Annotated in this window: 11 protein-coding genes; 5 read left to right on the top strand and 6 right to left on the bottom strand. The window is 59.1% G+C overall.

The features are described 5' to 3' along the window. Nucleotide 1 precedes the first annotated feature (1 nt). From pbpC to D9K61_RS18960, 3 genes are read right to left on the bottom strand one after another with little or no spacing between them, the layout of a single operon-like run. On the bottom strand, nucleotides 2-2,038 hold the full coding sequence (gene pbpC, locus D9K61_RS18970) for a penicillin-binding protein 1C (protein ID WP_120634760.1): 2,037 nt from the start codon (nucleotides 2,036-2,038) through the stop codon (nucleotides 2-4). Beyond that, nucleotides 2,031-2,594 carry a putative glycolipid-binding domain-containing protein gene (locus D9K61_RS18965; protein WP_120634759.1) on the bottom strand — a complete coding sequence of 188 codons (564 nt, stop codon included), beginning with the start codon at nucleotides 2,592-2,594 and terminating at the stop codon, nucleotides 2,031-2,033. The genes pbpC and D9K61_RS18965 overlap by 8 nt, the downstream gene beginning before the upstream one ends. Continuing rightward, complete coding sequence (locus D9K61_RS18960; protein WP_120634862.1) at nucleotides 2,591-8,017, bottom strand: alpha-2-macroglobulin family protein; 5,427 nt, start codon at nucleotides 8,015-8,017, stop codon at nucleotides 2,591-2,593. The genes D9K61_RS18965 and D9K61_RS18960 overlap by 4 nt, the downstream gene beginning before the upstream one ends. A gap of 116 nt (nucleotides 8,018-8,133) precedes the next feature. Between D9K61_RS18960 and D9K61_RS18955 the strand changes: the two genes are divergently transcribed. Both D9K61_RS18955 and D9K61_RS18950 read left to right on the top strand, forming a co-directional pair. After that, complete coding sequence (locus D9K61_RS18955; RefSeq protein ID WP_120634758.1) at nucleotides 8,134-10,338, top strand: response regulator; 2,205 nt, start codon at nucleotides 8,134-8,136, stop codon at nucleotides 10,336-10,338. 9 nt (nucleotides 10,339-10,347) lie between these two features. Next, the gene (locus D9K61_RS18950) at nucleotides 10,348-10,803 is read left to right on the top strand and encodes a VOC family protein (RefSeq protein WP_120634757.1); all 456 of its coding nucleotides are present in this window, start codon (nucleotides 10,348-10,350) and stop codon (nucleotides 10,801-10,803) included. Here D9K61_RS18950 and yaaA read toward each other — a convergent pair. From yaaA to D9K61_RS18935, 3 genes are all read right to left on the bottom strand, one after another. After that, on the bottom strand, nucleotides 10,800-11,570 hold the full coding sequence (yaaA, locus tag D9K61_RS18945; RefSeq protein ID WP_120634756.1) for a peroxide stress protein YaaA: 771 nt from the start codon (nucleotides 11,568-11,570) through the stop codon (nucleotides 10,800-10,802). The two genes, D9K61_RS18950 and yaaA, sit on opposite strands and share 4 nt — an antisense overlap. 33 nt (nucleotides 11,571-11,603) lie before the next feature. Beyond that, nucleotides 11,604-13,643: a DNA helicase RecQ gene (gene recQ, locus D9K61_RS18940; RefSeq protein ID WP_120634755.1), complete on the bottom strand. Its 2,040-nt coding sequence runs from the start codon at nucleotides 13,641-13,643 to the stop codon at nucleotides 11,604-11,606. A gap of 78 nt (nucleotides 13,644-13,721) precedes the next feature. Continuing rightward, a complete protein-coding gene (locus D9K61_RS18935) occupies nucleotides 13,722-14,009 on the bottom strand; it encodes a YggT family protein (RefSeq protein ID WP_120634754.1) in 288 nt (95 codons plus the stop codon). Between the two features lie 130 nt (nucleotides 14,010-14,139). On the opposite strand from D9K61_RS18935, the gene D9K61_RS18930 reads away from it, so the two are divergent. From D9K61_RS18930 to D9K61_RS18920, 3 genes are read left to right on the top strand one after another with little or no spacing between them, the layout of a single operon-like run. Then, complete coding sequence (locus D9K61_RS18930; protein ID WP_120634753.1) at nucleotides 14,140-15,507, top strand: MFS transporter; 1,368 nt, start codon at nucleotides 14,140-14,142, stop codon at nucleotides 15,505-15,507. Continuing rightward, nucleotides 15,504-16,367, top strand: coding sequence for a penicillin-insensitive murein endopeptidase (mepA, locus tag D9K61_RS18925; RefSeq protein WP_120634752.1), 864 nt, complete (start codon nucleotides 15,504-15,506; stop codon nucleotides 16,365-16,367). The genes D9K61_RS18930 and mepA overlap by 4 nt, the downstream gene beginning before the upstream one ends. Next, on the top strand, nucleotides 16,340-17,224 hold the full coding sequence (locus tag D9K61_RS18920; RefSeq protein WP_120634751.1) for an esterase-like activity of phytase family protein: 885 nt from the start codon (nucleotides 16,340-16,342) through the stop codon (nucleotides 17,222-17,224). Before mepA ends, D9K61_RS18920 begins: the two co-directional genes overlap by 28 nt. Nucleotides 17,225-17,244: the final 20 nt, after the last annotated feature.

The following is a 17,244-nucleotide window of genomic DNA, read 5'->3' as shown; positions in this document are numbered from 1 at the left end:
GTCAGTCGATACGCACGGTGACGCGGTCAGATTGGCCTTGTGCGTCAACAATGACCAACGCGGCGTGACCCGGACCCGGGTTTGGTATCTCGAATTCGCGGTGATATTGACCCGTTGTGACAGGCGACCCATTTGCCAGCAAAGAAAAAGGGCTGACTCCGCCACGTAACTTGATGGTCAGGGCAGCTCCATCAGTCTCTAGCAAAGCGTTTTCCGGGGGAAACAACAGCCGGGGCGCAGACGCGTTGTCCTGAAACACAGCCGCGCGCGGGCGGAAGCGCTGTAAAGGTGGTGGCAACTGAGCCGCGCCGACCATTAGGGTTGCAGGCGGGGGCGGGCGCAACGGAGTGAATTCGGGCTTCAAATGTCCAAACGCTTCGAACAGCAAAGGCGCGGCCAGATCGCCACCAAATGCACCTGGAACCGGGGTTCCATCGGCACGACCCAACCAAACGCCGATGACATGATGGCCGTCAAACCCGATGGCCCAGGCATCCCGATGCCCGTAAGATGTACCGGTCTTGTAGGCCAGGCCCTTCGATGATGCACCTTGTGGGGGTGTCAGGCCCGCAAGAATATCGCCAATCTGCCAGGCGGATGTGTTCGATAGGACGCGCTCAGTTTGTCCCGGCTGGCTCAACGCTCTGTGGTGCAGCACGGGGCCTTGCCCACCGGCCGCCAATGCGGCGTAAAGTTGGACCAGATCAAGCAGGCTCAGCCCGACACCGCCGAGCGATATAGCTAGGCCCGGTCTGCCACCCGTCAGTTCTGGATCGGTTCTGGCCTTTCGCAGGGCTGCCATCACGCGGGCAGGGCCAAGCTCGTGCGTCAGCCGGACAACGGGGATGTTCAGCGACATTTGCAATGCATCGCGAACCCGCACATCGCCCCGGAATACGCCGTCGAAATTGCGCGGCGCGTAGCGACCAAACATCACGGGGCTGTCACTGATCAGAGTTTCGGGATGCGCCAGACCCTGATCAAAAGCGAGCCCATAGACCAGCGGCTTTAGCGTCGATCCCGGCGAGCGAAGTGCGCGCGTCATGTCCACAAACCCTTGACGGGCATCCTGATATCCCGCCGAGCCGACGGAGGCCAGAACCTCGCCACTGCGATGATCCGCAATGACGAGTGCCCCTGACACGCTGGGCCCGGCGCGCGTAGCGGCTTGCGCAACCAAGGGTTCCAACCGCGCCTGCAGCTGGGCGTTTAATGTCAGATCAAGTGTTTGGGTCCCGGATTGCTGACGGCGTACACGTTCAGTCAAATGAGGGGCCAGACGAGGGAACGGCCTCATTTGCAAAGGGATCGCTTCAGTTAAGGCGCTGTGTAATTCTGGCTCTGAAAGGGTCCCGTAGCGATGCATTCGGCGCAGGACGCGATCGCGCGCGTCACGAGCTGTCTTGCCGTTTCGGTCAGGCCTACGGGCTTCGGGTGACTGGGGCAGGGCAACCAGAAGGGCAGCCTGCGCGGGTGTCAGACGGTTCGGGCCTTTGCCGAACCATGCCCGCGTGCCCGCGCGAATGCCTTCCAGATTGCCGCCATACGGCGCATGAGTCAGATACAGGTTCAGGATCTGTTGCTTGTTCAGACGTTGTTCCAGCGCCAAGGCGACCCTGATCTGGCGGACTTTACCGCTCCACTGTCCGGTTGATCCGTCCTCGATCAACCGTGCGACCTGCATGGTCAGGGTCGATCCACCCGACACCGTGCGCCCATTCCACAAGGTCTGCGCCGCGGCGCGAACCATGGCCAGCGGATCAACACCGGCATGGGACCAGAACCGTTTATCCTCATACCGGATCAGCATATCTGCAAAGGTCGGATCGATCGGACCGGGGCGCATGCGCCAGATCCCATCTCCAACCGGGAAAGCGCGCAGAAGGGATCCGTTGCGGTCACGCATCTCGACCGAGGTTTCGGCCAACACGGGCGGCAAAACTGTGGCGTTGATCCAGCTTTCGACCCGATCCCGCGTGAATGCTGACAGGTACAGCAAACCTGCAAGCACAAGTAAAAGGCGGGTGGTCTTAGGCATCGATCCATCCTTCCCACAAGCCAGGGTAATGGGTGACGAAGCCAGAAGGATGAACAGACAAGTCCGCCTGATGATTGGTCGAGCCATACCGGATCAGACCCGGTGACAGCCAAGTATAAACCTGATCGAGCCGCTCCATCGACACAAGGTCGGGCTTCAACCAGGCCGCTTTGATGCGGGCACTTTGGGCCTGGCCTATCTCTTCACGGCGCATGGGAAAAAGGTTGGTCGCAGGGGTGAAGCTCAGGTCAAGATCCAGACACTCTGCGCCGCAATCCTGCAGCGTATCATTCAAAGCCCAACCCTGATTGGTGCATCGCAACCGCAGGGCCACGTCGTGCCCGCCAACCTCGCCGCTGACATCTGCTGATAGGCAGTGCCAGTTCATGGCGCAACGCACATCATAGGTCAGCATGTTGTCGGCGCCATTCTCATGCCACGTGGCCTGACCAACCAACATCCAGCCATTGTCCAGCCGCGACAGCGTGCAGCGATCCGTGCCTTGCACGTCCAACCGTCGCCAATGGGCGGTGGCTATGGCTGTTCTGCCGCTCACCTGACCACGACCCGACCCGTATCGGTGCGTGCGCGGTTTTGTGGTCGGTACATATCTTCGACCGACGCTGCCGGGTGATGGAAGTCACCAGGAGTGACCGCACGGGCCACGTAAGCCAGAGTCACGGTCTCGCGGCCTGAAAGGTCAACCGCCGCCAGAAACCGATCTGAACGGAACTCCGTGTGCGTCGCCTCGGACAGGTTCAGCCAGTCCAGCGACCTGACATCGCCAGATCGCAACAGGTTGGGATTGTCGATTTCAATCCCTGCAGCCAGCGGATCGTCCACCATCAGCCGTGCGCCGCCGTTTTCAAACGGTGTGACGGTCAGAACGGTCACAAAACGATCCCCCACTGCGAAGGTCGAAAGGTCCAGCGCGTCACCCTCCATCGAATAATACTGGCGTTCGATGGCGTAACCGGTGCCGCCAGCCTCGGGTGGCACATCAGGAACACCAGTGATTGTCAGAGTGATGTCGGTGGGCTGGCCGTCTGTGGCTGTGATGTTCAGTTCTTCATCTTGACCAGTCTCTAGAACCTCAACGAACGGGCCTGCAACCGGTGCACCATTGACCAACAGGCCGGACCCAGTCGGGTCGGTGATCAGCGCATGCGCGGCCAGCAGCGACCACGCGGCTTCTTGTGTCGAGCGGTGAGACCGCCCGGCGCTAACCCGTTGGATCAAGGCGTCGCGATCAACGGCCTCACTGCCCGCATCCACGGCCAGTGTCAGCAAACCGGCCGCGTCTCGCAAGGTGCTGCCGTAATCCGCGCGCCAATAGGTTTGGTTTTGCGCCGGTCGCTGAGCCAACATTTGTGCAGCGCGGGCAAACATCGCATCGGCGCGCGTCTGATCCCCGTAGGACGCCAGCGCCGCGCCGAGCTGTGCCGCGGCCAGAGGCGTGTCGAAAGCTCCGCCTTTGACATCCGCGTAATACCTGAGGTCGCCCATCGAGGCCGCACCTTCGCGTGCGAGAACCATCAATGCATAGGCGATGTCCTGCCCGCCCTCGTCGAAATCCGGGGCATAGTTGATGCGATTGCGCAGGTTGTCCATCGCTTGGGCAAAGGCGCGATCCGGAACGACATAGCCTTGCGCACGGGCGCGCGACAGGAAGTCGGTGACATAGGCGTCCAGCCAGAAATCACCACTGCCAGCCCGCCACAGGCCAAAGGCCCCGTTTGCCGCTTGCCGTGTCAGGACGCTGCGGATCGAGTCGGCAATGCGCTTGTCAACCACCGGGCCGTCGCCCAACCCCGTAGCTTGCGCGACCGATGAAAGATACAGCAGCGGCAGCGCCTGGCTGGTGATCTGTTCGGTGCAGCCGTAAGGGTAGCGGTTCAACTGATCCAGCAGACCGGGCGTGTCGAATTTTGCCAGTGCCCCGGCCGACAAGATGGCTTTGGCCGAGCCGGGTTGGAACCCGTCGAACACATCCTGCGAGAACAGGAAGCTGTCATCCGAACCAAGCGCAAACCGCCGGGTTAGGGCCACAACCGGATCATTGGCGCGCACCGGCATGCGCAATGTCTGCGACAGGTCGCGCCCATCTGGGGTGGTGATGGAAACGCTGATTTCGGGGTCTCCGATTGCATTGGCGCGGATTGGAACCTCGAACACAGCTTTGCCGCCTTGGTCGAGCGCGAAGCTGGCGGGCGCGGCGCCAAGCTCAAGTTCTGACGATGCCGTCAACCCAAGCGCCATCTCGCCTGCTGTGCCGTCCGCATGGACGATCTCCAGCAGCATCCGGCTTTGATCGCCGGGGGCAAGAAAACGGGGCAGACTGGCGGTGACGATCACCGGATCCCGAACAATCATGTCAGCCTCACCCTGCCCGACCGCAGCGCGCGACCATGCGACAGCCATCAGACGGACAGTGCCGTTGAAAGCGGGGAGGGGGATGTCGATCTCGACATTTCCGTTCGCACCAACCTCAACAGGGCCACTGAACACCGCCATCAGGTCTTGCGTCGGCGGCGGAGATTGTCGCCGCATGCGGCTGTCATTGTCGCCACCGGACCGAACAGTACCCATTGCGCCGTTCATGCCATCGATCAAACGGCCATAGACATCGCGTAGCTCCACACCCAGACGGCGTTGGCCGAAATAATAACCCTGCGGGTTCGGGCTTTCGAACCCGGTCAAGTTCAGAATGCCCACATCGACCGCAGCTAGGGTCAGCCAAACCGGATCGCCTTCGACCGCATTCTCGACCCTGACTAGGGCTTTTTGCGCCTGACGAGGCGCGCTGACTTCGGGCACGTCGATGGATACGTCCAGCTTGCGGCCCACGGGATCGACAGTGGCATGGGCCACGCCCATGGCCCGTGCCGGGTTCTGCCCGGCAGCGACATCCATGGGGCGGATCAAAGTCGCGGTAACATAGGCACCAGCGCCCCAATCCTGCGTGACCTCAATGGGGATGATGGTCTCGCCCTCTGGCACCTCGACCATCTGGCGGTGGATCAAACGGTTCGACAGCACGTCGATTTGCGCCACACCTGCCATGCGGGGCACGATGCGCAGCTGCGCCGTGTCGCCAGCCAGGTAACTATCTCGGTCCAGCGACATCTCAAGCCGGTCTGGTGTGGTCGACGCATCGGCGGCCTGAAACCAGCCAACATAGAAATCAACCGCTGTCTCGGTATAGGTGCCGTCGATACGTTGTACGACCAGCTCGTACCGGCCCCAATCGACCGGTTGGGTCAGCGCCAGCGGCTCCGAAGTGAAATCGACCTCTCCTGTTGCCACACGTGTGCGTCTTGTGGTCGGCTCCCAATTCCAGTTGCCATAGAGTTGATACCATTGATAGCGCGTCTCGACCCGGCTCAGCGTCCAGCGCAGCCGCATCGGGCTGGGCGTAAGATCCGAGGACAGGCCAACAATCTGAAACGCGGCCTCGGAGCCTTCGGGGATCACGTCTTCAAACATCGGTTTGATCCCGATTACTGGCTGGGGCGGTTGAACCGCAGCCGTCAAACTTCGTTCGACCGGGCGACCTGATCCATCAGCCAGCCGTGCGATGACGGTCGCTTCGATGGGTTTTCCACCGGTCTTCAACACCGGGATTTCGATTGCAATTGTGGCTTGCCCCGATGCATCAGTTCGGGCGTCGCCGAAATAGGTGCTCTTGGTGGAAACCTCGGCATCGTAACGCCCAAAGCGGTAGCCCTCGAAGCCGGGCACCGTTTCTGCCGGGCGTGCGACGACTTGTCCGTCGATCGTTAGATCCGAACCGGGGGCCCCGAACAGGTAACGGGCGTCGATCTGCAATGGGGGGATATCACCGGGGTGCAGAGGGGCATCGGGCAGTGACAGGTCGAAATCGATCCGTTCCGGCAGAAAGTCTTCAACCAGAACGGTCTGACGCGACAGTGCGTCGCCTTTTGGGTCTGACTTGACCTCAATGTTCCAGGTGCCGCGCGGCGCGTCCACCGCGACGGGCAGGGCAAAGACGTGACCCCCTGCGACGCCTCCGTCCGAGACAACGCGGCGGTATTCAACCCCATCGGGGCGATACAGAATGGCGGTCAAAGTCAGCCCTTCTACGGCTTGTGCTTCGTCATCGCGGGACAGGGCCGTGACGTGGATCACCTCTCCGGCGCGATAGGCGCCGCGGTCGGTGGTCATGAAAACATCCACCGGACCGGCGGGTGCGCGGCCTTCGACGCCGCGATCAGACAGATCAAAAGCAGGGTCGGTCAGGGAAAGAAAGCTGAAATCAACGTCACCGTCCGAGGCCATGACGAACGCAGGGGCGCTGGCCCCGGTGCCGCGTGTCAGGCCAGGCTCAAACCGGGCGTAACCTTTGGTATCCGTCTGCGCCGTGGCAATGACCGCGTTGGCATTTGACATCAGCGAGACCTCGATCCCATCACGTGGCTGGGCATCGTGTAATCCGCGCACCGTGACGTGCAGCCCATCGGTGCCCAGGGCCGTGCTGATACCCAGATCGGACAGCACAAACCATTGCGTCGCACCGGGATCGTCATAAGGATCTGCCCCGGGAACCCGGGCCGTCAGCGCGTAGATACCAGCTGGCTGATCCGCAATCGCATCGGCCATCGGCAGGCGCGCGGTCATGCTTTGATTAAGCTGGTTTGAGACTTCGGCAGTGCCGGTCCAGATATCTTCGGCAATCTCGTCAGAAAACGCGCGTTCCTGCCATTCAGACAGCGGGCGGCCAAAGTAATCCTGCTGGACAGCCCGCAACAGGTTGCGGTCGCTAACGCGCCGCAAAATCAGGTCCAGTTCCGAGACATTGACCGTTTCGACCGGCAAAGCCGCATCGGCTGACTTTGGCAATACATAACTGCGCCCCGGAAACCGCACCGACGGCGCGCGGTCGCGCACGTAGTGGGTCAGTTCCACATTGCGGTTCAGGGATTCGCCGGAGGCCGCTGGCAGACCTTCGCGCAGGGTCAGGCGATACCGCTGGCCGTGCGCGACACCATCAACACAAAGCTGGGTGCCATCGACCTGCACAACAAGCCCGTCATCGCTGCGCTGCACAAATGGATCATAATCCACACCGGCTTTGACCAGCGGTTCAGAGAATTCGACGCAGATCCGGGGTTGGGCCGCGTCGCTTTCGACGGCGCTGTCCATAACGCGGAAGCCGTATTTTCCAATTGCATCATCCAGCGCCGCCAACACGTCTTCGCGTGGTTGAACCTGTTCGGCCAGCCTAAGGACCGGGATCATATCGCGGCCGCGCTCAACTTCCTCCAGCGCGTTTGCAAGTGTCATCAGGGCGGCGATTTGCGCGCCGGGGTCATCAGACCGCAGATATCCGTTCAACGCGGCGTTCACCGCCCTTTTGCGCAGATCACGTTTTTCGTTCCAGCCTGACGGGTTCATGGCTAATAAAAGCCGCGCGTATTCGATCCACAGATCGGGTGCATCGCCAAGGGATACGGCAATGCCTGTCCATTGCATCGCTTGTGTCACGCTGCTGGCATTGCGCGCCGCGTCCAGAACGGCACTCAGGTCGCGCCCATCGGCATTGTGCAAAAAGCCCAGATCGCGGGCCTGTTGTGCTGCGCTATCAAAATCCGCAGCGCTTAGATCATCGAGAGCAGTTGCACGCGATTTGGCCAGTGTCAGTGTCTGATCAGTGGTTGGAATCTTCTGTGCAGACAACGCGCCTTCGTAAGGGTCTTGCCGGGACACGCCACTTTTGGGAAAGCAAGCATCCGAGCGCGTATTGTAGGTAAACGCCGTACAGCGCGCATTTGCGGAACATGCCCGAATGCAGGACTTCAGGTCCGTATCAAACAGCGCATCCAGGTCCGAGCCATAGAAATCTGCGTCCCGCGTGGTGATATACCGAAATTCCGGCACCACATTTTGTGCTGAAACAGCGGCGGGCAAACTGAAAAGCGAAATTATGTAAGTAATTGAAATTAATACAAAGCGGTGCATGACGCCCTCCTCTTTGTCGTCAGCCTCGCATGTCGTGCGCCCGTTGCGCAACGGCTTAAACACTTTTTCACGGTCTGTCGGGATGCTGAGCGGATAGCGTCTCGGAACTGATCGATATGAGTCTTGCAAACAAACTGGCACAAGAACGGCGCGCGCGTCTGGCAGCCGAGCGGTTGCTTGATCTGAAACAGGCGGAACTGTCCGCCGCAAACCGCAAACTGGGTCGCCACGCCATGGCCCTGACAAAACGCATTGACGAAACCCAGGCCGAGGTTGAGACGGTTCGGGGGGAGAATGAAAAGGTCAAATCAGACCTGACCGTAGCCAATGCCAAGATCGAGGTGGCCGAACGTCGCCTCTGGCATTCGATCCAAACCATTCAGGACGGGTTTGCCTTCTTTGACGGTGACAGCAGGCTGATCAGTGCCAACGCGGCTTATCTAGGTGTGTTTGAGGGGCTGGATGAGGTTGCACAGGGAATACCTTATTCGCGGATTCTGGAGCTTTTGACGACTGAAGGGATCGTGGATATCGGGCCTGAACCCGCCGAAGCATGGTGCGCCAGAATGCAGGATCGGTGGGCGCGTGCAAACCCGCCGTCGGTGGTGATCCAGCTTTGGAACGGGCACTATATTCGCCTCATCGACCAGCGCGGCAGTGGTGGGGATGTCGTGAGCCTGGCGCTCAACATAACCGCCTCGGTCCAGCACGAGACCGACCTTAAAGCCGCGCGCGAACGTGCCGAAGCTGCGAACAGGGCGAAATCGGCATTTCTGGCCAATATGAGCCATGAAATCCGAACGCCGATGAACGGTATTGTCGGAATGACCGAGCTGCTGAGCGAAACGCCGATGGACGAAGAGCAGCGGCTGTATGTCAATACGATCCGCAACTCGGGCGAGGCATTGCTGGTCATCATCAACGATGTTCTGGACTATTCCAAGATCGAAGCTGACAAGCTGATCCTGCACCCCGAACAATTCGATCTGGAACGGTGTATCCTTGAGGTGGCGATGTTGTTGCAGCCCAGCGTTCGGGACAAGGGGCTGACGCTGTTGGTGGATTACGATCTGTTCATGCCGACGCTTTTTGTGGGCGACCCGGGCCGGGTGCGGCAGGTCTTGACGAATCTGGTCGGTAACGCTGTGAAGTTTACGGCCGAAGGGCATGTGCTGATCCGGGTGACCGGTGTGCCGGATGCCAACGACCAGACCTGTGACATCCATATTGCAATCGAAGACACTGGTATCGGCATCGATGCGGACAAGGTTGGGCATATCTTTGGCGAATTCAATCAGATCGAGGATGAACGCAACCGTCAGTTCGAAGGCACCGGACTGGGCCTGGCGATCACCAAGCGTCTGATCAATATGATGCGCGGTTCGGTCTGGGTCGAAAGTGAACCGGGTCAGGGATCGTGTTTTGGCTTTCGTACGTCTTTGCCGGTTGCAGAAGGCCCGCAGCCTGCACCGCCGGATCTGGCCGATCGTTTGAAACATGTCATGGTGGTCGAAGATATGGCCGTCAATCGCGCCATTCTGGCCAAACAGCTGGGTCGTCTTGGGATCGAAGTCACTGTATGTGCCTCGGGCCATGAGGGGCTTGCAAAGCTTGATGCCTCGATTGACCTTGTCCTTTGCGATCACGACCTGCCGGATATGGATGGGCTGGAGCTGGCAACACTCTTTAAGGAACGGGGTTGGGACGATCTGCCGGTTGTGGTGATGTCTGCCAATCCCGGCGTAATTCACACCAACCCTGCGCGGCATCTGATAGAAGGGGTGTTGCAAAAACCAATCCCCCGGTCCGAGCTGTATTCCCGACTTATGGCCCTTGGGAGTCCACCTTTGATGTCAAACGACCCAGAACCCGCCGGTGCGGCGCCTGCGGATCGACCAGGGGGGCAACGACTCATGCGGGTTCTGGCGGCCGAGGACAATCGAACCAATCAGCTCATCCTGAAAAAGATGGTGAAGGATTTAGACATCGACCTGCGCTTTGCAGCCAACGGGATCGAAGCGGTCGATGCCTATGAGGACTTCGAGCCTGATTTGGTCTTCATGGACATCTCAATGCCCAAAATGGATGGCAAGCAGGCCACCGGCGAAATTCGCCGGTTCGAGATTGAAACAGGCCGTCATGTTCCCATTGTTGCCCTGACAGCGCATGCGATGGCCGGGGACGATCAGGGGATTTTGTCTGCGGGTTTGGATCATTACCTGACCAAACCACTGCACAAAAAGCTGATCCATCAAATGATCCTGAAACACTGTCCCAAATGCGCTATTCCGGTCATTGCTGAAACAGAACAGGCTGACTAGGCTGAGCAAATGTCAAAGGATCGAGGGTTTCGCGCACGCGCTTTGGGCGAGATTGCTATTCGCTGTGCAGATATGAGTGCGATGGTCGCGTTTTATGAAACCGTGATTGGCCTGGAACGGCTGTACGGGGATCACAACAGCGCCATCGTGTTTTTCCGCATTGCCGAAGGTTTTGGCGGGCACACGCAGGTGCTTGCCTTGTTTCATCACGTGGCCGCGCCACGTCCTGGGCTGCATCCTATAGGCGCAGATCGGCCTGTTACGGGCGGCGGCTCTGCGTTGCATCACATAGCATTGTCCCTGCCGTTTGAAGAACAGGATGCCGTGTTGCGCTGGTATGATGAGATCGGTCAGCCTTACCGGATCGAAGAGTTCGGCTGGATCGGCTGGCGTGGCATTTTCACCGAGGACCCCGAGGGAAATACGGTTGAACTGGTGGCCTACGATCCATCGCTTCTAACTTAGGCCTGATAGGGGCGAACAAAGACCGGTTTGTTCTCCTCCGACAGGTCCGGGCGATATGCATAGCCCCCGGTATCGAAATCCAGCAGTCCTTTTGGATCGGTTAGACGATGCTGGATGACATAGCGCGCCATCGCCCCGCGGGCTTTCTTAGCAAAGAAGCTAACGATTTTCGGGGTGCCTGCTTTGTCTTCCATAAAGACTGGCGTAATAGTGCGCAGTTTCAACGCTTTGGGGTCAACGGCCCCAAAGTACTCCTGGCTGGCGCAGTTCACCAAAATGTTGCTGTCGATTTTATTGGCCTGCGCGTTTAACGCTTTGCTCAACTGATCGCGCCAGTATTCGTACAGGTTCTTGCCACGACGGGTTTTCAGCCTGCTGCCCATCTCCAACCGATAGGCCTGAATGGCATCCAAGGGGCGCAATATCCCATAAAGACCTGAGAGGATGCGCAAATGATCTTGGGCCCAGGCCATTTCATCTGCATCCAGCGACGCGGCCTCAAGACCTTGGTAAGTGTCACCTGCAAAAGCCAAAGCAGCGGGTCGCGTTTGGTCAGACCCGGGATCTTCGGAAAAGACACGATAGCGGTCCCGGTTCAGGCGGGCCAGATCGTCGCTGAGGTCCATCAGCTTTTTCAGATCACCAAGCGTCAGGTTGCGGGCGGTTTTGGACAGGCGGATTGCGTCGTCCTGAAAGGCGGGTTCAGTCGCTTTTTCGTCTCGTTCCGCCCAGTCCAGCCGCTTGGCCGGGGAAATCACTACCAGCATATCCGCCCTCGTTCTTGCCTGTCAGACCCGTATCTAGCCTGCTGCCTGCAACACGTCCAGAAACGCTGCACCAAATCTATCAGCGCGACGTTCGCCCAGAAGCTGCTCCAGCGCGCGGGCATCACCGTCACGCAATTGCGCCACCTTTGCCAGTTGCGCAGCCGAGCAGGTCAGCGGTTTGTCGATCCCGTCCGGACCACGGGAAAGTTGCGATTGCACTTCCAGCAGTCGGTCATAAACCGCGCCCTGATCGCGCCCGGCCAGTTTGCGGCGCGCGGGGTGCAATTCCTCGACCGCGCCGGTCAGAATCTCAAGGAAGGTGGTCCCGTAGCGTTCCAGTTTCTTCGCGCCAATGCCACTGATCCGGGCCATATCGTCCAGCGTCGCGGGGCGTGTTTCGGCCATCTCGATCAGGGTGCGGTCAGGGAAGATGACATAGGCCGGTACGCGCGCGGATTCGGCAAGTGCGCGACGCTTGGCCTTGAGCGCCGACAACAGCGGCGCGTCTTCTTCGGACACCATAGCTTTGACCGCAGGGCGCCGGGTTGCCTTGCGGATCGTATCCTTGCGCAGATCGATCTGCGCTTCGCCTTTTAGGATCGGCTTGGCGGCCTCGGTCATGCGCAGCGCGCCGTGACGGTCGGGGTCGGGTCTCACCAGATCATACCCCATCATCTGCCGGAAGATCGCCTGCCATTGCGGGCGCGACCACTCTTTGCCGATGCCGTAGGTGGACAGATTGTCATGGCGACGGGTGCGGATTTTATCGGTATCGCTGCCCAGCAGGATGTCGATCAGGTGACCAGCGCCGAACCATTCCTCGGTCCGCAGGATCGCGGACAGGGCCATACGCACCGGCGTGGTGCCATCAAAAATTTCAGGCGGTGTATCGCACAGATCGCACTTGCCGCAGGGTTCAGCCTGTTCCCCGAAATACCCCAACAAAGTCTGTCGACGGCATTTCAGCGCTTCGGCCAGACCCAGCAGGGCGTTCAGACGACCGTGATCCGCCCCGCGCCGTTCTGCTGGGGCAAGTCCTTCGTCGATCTGTGTCCGTCGCAGGCGGATATCGTCAGGGCCGAACAGGGTCAGGGTTTCAGCAGGGTCGCCATCGCGTCCGGCGCGCCCGATTTCCTGATAATAGGCTTCGATGGATTTGGGCAGGTCCGCATGGGCGACCCAGCGGATATCAGGCTTGTCGATGCCCATGCCAAAGGCCACCGTGGCCACGACGATCAGACCGTCTTCGCGGGCAAAGCGGGTTTCGACGATGCGGCGGTCCTCAGCCTCCATCCCGCCATGATAATGGCAGGCGGCGTGACCTTCGGCGCGCAGGGCCTGTGCCAGCACCTCGGTTTTGTTGCGGGTGCCGCAATAGACGATGCCGGATTGTCCTTTGCGCGCCGCAGCGAAATCGAGGATTTGCTTGCGGGGCCCGTCCTTGGCCCCAAAGGCCAAATGAATATTGGGCCGGTCGAACCCGCGCAGGAACTTGCGCGGGGGCGAGCCGTCGAACAGCTTTTCGACAATCTCGTCCTGCGTTTCCGCGTCTGCCGTGGCGGTAAACGCGGCCAGCGGAATGTTCAGTGTACGGCGCAGTTCCCCGATCCGCAGGTAATCTGGGCGGAAATCGTGACCCCATTGACTGACGCAATGGGCTTCGTCGACGGCGATCAGGCTGACGTTGATCCGCCGCAGCATCCCCATCGCGGACCCCGCGGCCAGACGTTCGGGGGCCATGTACAGCAGCTTGAGCCGTCCAGCCTCCAGTGCTTCCCACACCGCATCGGTTTCCTCGGGGGTGTTTCCGGATGTCAGCGCGCCGGCCTCGACGCCGGCCTCTTGCAGCCCGCGCACCTGATCGCGCATCAGGGCGATCAGCGGAGAGATCACCACCGTGACCCCGTCGCGTAGTAGGGCAGGTAATTGGAAACACAGGGATTTGCCGCCACCCGTAGGCATGATGGCCAGCACGTTCTCGCCCGCTGTCACGGCATCGACGATCTCTTCCTGCCCAGGGCGGAAGTCATCGAATCCAAAGACATCTCGCAGCAAAGGTGCGGCGTCGAACATGTGCGGCGTTGCCCTGTTTTAAGGTTTGTCTGCTCTTAAGACAGGACAATCACATACTAAGATTCAGTGAACAAGAGGTCAGTAGAAATAGACCATATTGTTGATCAGAATGATCCGCAAAGCATAGACACCGATCAGCACGACCAAAGGTGTCAGGTCGAGCCCACCCATTGCAGGTAGAATACGGCGGATCGGACCGTAAATTGGTTCGAGTATGCGGTTCAAACCATACCAAATCTGCGCCACCAGCTGTTGATGAAGGTTGAGCACCTGAAAGTTGATCAACCAGCTCATGATCACATAAGCAAGAATGATGAACCAGACAATGTCCAGGATAAGCAACAGGATTTGGATCAGCGACAGCATGGGCACTCCGTTTTCTTACTGGCTGAGACCTAAGCGCCCTTACGGCAAAGAGCAAGACTGCCGCAACAGAACGCTTGCGAAATGCAGCAAACACTCGTCTTACTAAAACAACGATAAAACAGAGGCAGGTATGGCAGAGATTTCCAAGCGCAAGCGCATCTGGGGCTGGTGGTTTTTTGATTGGGCCAGCCAACCGTATCACACCTTGCTGGTCACCTTTGTCTTTGGCCCCTACTTTGCAGGGGTCGCCGCCGAGTTCTTTGTAAACTCGGGTCTGGATGGCGATGCCGCAGACGCACGTGCGCAGACGGTATGGGCCAACTGTATGACCATCATTGGTTTGATCATCGCATTTGGCGCGCCGTTGATGGGAGCGATGGCGGATGTATCGGGCCGTCGCATGCCGTGGATTTTCGCCTTTTCGGTGATGTACGCCGTGGGCTCGGCCGCATTATGGTACACGTTGCCAGACGGCTCGAACATGTGGCTGATGTTGTCGGCGTTTGGTTTGGGCTTTGTCGGCGCCGAATATGCGCTGATTTTCATCAACTCGCAGCTTCCGGATCTTGGCGATGACAGCGAAGTGGGTGAGATTTCCGGGTCTGGGTTTGCTTTTGGCTATTTCGGTGGGCTGATCTCGCTTGCCATCATGCTGGCTTTGTTTGTCGAACAGGCCAATGGCAAGACGCTGATCGGGATGGATCCGATGTTTGGTCTGAATGCTGCTGAACGCGAGGGCACGCGCTTCGTCGGGCCGTTCACGGCCGGCTGGTTTGTCCTTTTCATGGTTCCCTACTTCCTGTGGGTCCGGGACGATCCCGAACCGGACAAAAAAGGCAGTATCGGCGAGGCATTGCGATTGCTGGGCCATTCCATTTCCGCCTTGCGTCACCGGGTCAGTCTTGCGTCTTACTTGGGCTCGTCCATGTTGTATCGCGATGCATTGAACGGGCTTTATACGTTTGGGGGCGTCTATGCGCGGCTGGTGCTGGAATGGGATCTGATCAAGATCGGCGTATTTGGCATTGTCAGCGTGCTGGCAGCGGCAGTTTTTGCCTGGATTGGTGGCAAGCTGGACAAGAAATACGGCCCCAAGCCGGTTATTATCGTGGCTATTTGGGTACTGATTTTCGTCTGCGCGACCGTTGTCATGATGGATCGAACCCAGATCTATGGCATCGCTTTGCCCGAAGGGTCGGGCTTGCCGGATCTGGTCTTTTTTGGCTGCGGGGTGCTGATCGGGGGCATGGGTGGGATTTTGCAATCGGCCAGCCGCTCGATGATGGTCCGCCATACCGATCCCAAAGCCCCGGTTGAAAGCTTTGGTCTTTATGGGTTGTCGGGCCGCGCAACCGCGTTTGCCGCCCCGCTACTGATCGGGATTGCAACAACTGCAACGGGGAGTGCACGATTGGGGGTGTCACCCATCGTTCTGTTGTTTATTCTGGGTCTAGTCCTGATGCGCTGGGTCAGACCGGAAGGGGATCAGAGCAGATGATTTTACTACGTTTTTTGGCGATTTTGGCCACGATAACTTTGGCAGGCACGGCTGGGGCACAGCCCTTGGCCAAACAGTTGTTCGGGGCGCAAAAGCAAAATTCACAACAAAAAGCAGCCGCCTTCGGCAGTTACTCGCGCGGATGCGCCGCCGGGTCGGTGCAATTGCCCGAGACAGGACCGACATGGCAGGCAATGCGTTTGTCGCGCAACCGCAATTGGGGACACCCCGAGGCAATTGATTACGTGCAGGACCTCAGCAAGTTTGCCGCCAAACAGCGGGGATGGAACGGTCTTTATGTCGGGGATATCAGCCAGCCGCGTGGTGGTCCGATGACATCGGGGCACCGTAGTCACCAGCTGGGTTTGGACATCGATATCTGGATGCTGCCGGGTGATAACATGCGCCTGTCGCGCAAAGCGCGCGAGAATCTCTCGTCCATTTCGTTGCGCCGGTCCAATGGGGCCTATGTGAACGGCAACTGGACCAAGCAACACCATGCCGTTCTGAAAGAGGCTGCCAAGGACAAGCGCGTCGCGCGGATTTTCGTGTTCCCGGGCGCCAAAGTGCAGATGTGCAATGATGAAAAAGGCAACCGCGCCTATCTGCGTAAGATCCGACCTTGGTGGGGGCATCACTATCATTTCCATGTGCGGCTGAAATGTCCGCGCGGGTCGCGCGGATGCGTAAATCAGGACGCGCCACCCAAAGGCGATGGATGTGCCGAGGCGCAGCAATGGGTGCAAAACATCCTGAACCCGCCGCCGCCAGATCCAAACGCGCCAGCGCCCAAGAAACGCAGGGAATACCGTTTGGCAGATCTACCTCAGCAATGCGCCGCAGTTTTACAATCCAACTAGTTGCGGCACTGCTTCTTGCCGGATCGGTTTGGGCCGTTGACGTCAAGATCGCCTCTCATCTGGGCAGCTTCGCCTGGCGACACAATGCCGAATGGTTTGGCGGATTTTCCGCCATCCATATCTCGGATGACGGTCGCAGCGCGATCGTTCTGAGTGACCGTGCCACTGTGTTGTCGGTCAGGATCAAGCGGGACGGAGCCGAGATCAAAGATGTTCAGATCCTGGGTCATTGGCCGGTTCTGTCCAGCACAGGCCGCATCATGTTGGGCTATGCGGGTGATTCCGAAGGCATAGCAGTCGCGCCGGATGGCAGCTTTTATGTGTCCTTTGAAGGTGTGCATCGCGTTGCCTATTACGCGGCACCCGGTACCAATGCGCGGGTCTTGCCGCGCCCACAGGCGTTTGATGAGCTTGATCGCAACGGCTCGTTTGAAGGCTTGGCGATTGACAAAAAGGGGCGGATTTACACTCTGACCGAGAAAAACAGGACAGTTCAGCGCAATATCCCAGTGTATCGCTGGAACGGGCAGTCCTGGTCCACGCCGTTCGTTCTGCCGCCTCGGGATGGGTTCTTACCGGTTGCCGCCGATTTTGACCCGCTTGGCCGGTTCTATGTTCTGGAGCGTAAGGTCTCTCTGACCGGCTTCCGTACGCGTTTGCGCCGGTGGCAGATCGACAACGATACGCCCGGTGCCGAAGAGACATTGTTTGAGACGGGCACAGGCACACACGACAATCTGGAAGGCCTGTCCGTGTGGCGCGACGATCAGGGAATCTTGCGTGCAACCATGGTGTCGGATGACAATTTCATTGGCCTGCAACGCACAGAGCTTGTTGAATACGCCCTGCCTGACTGACTTGCCAAACGCAGTTCGAA

Origin of the sequence: Ruegeria sp. EL01 (assembly GCF_900313035.1) — a bacterium.
In the GTDB taxonomy this organism is placed as follows: Bacteria; Pseudomonadota; Alphaproteobacteria; order Rhodobacterales; family Rhodobacteraceae; genus Ruegeria.
The sequence above is the reverse complement of the archived record's forward strand: the minus strand, read 5'-3'. Positions and strand labels throughout refer to the sequence as shown.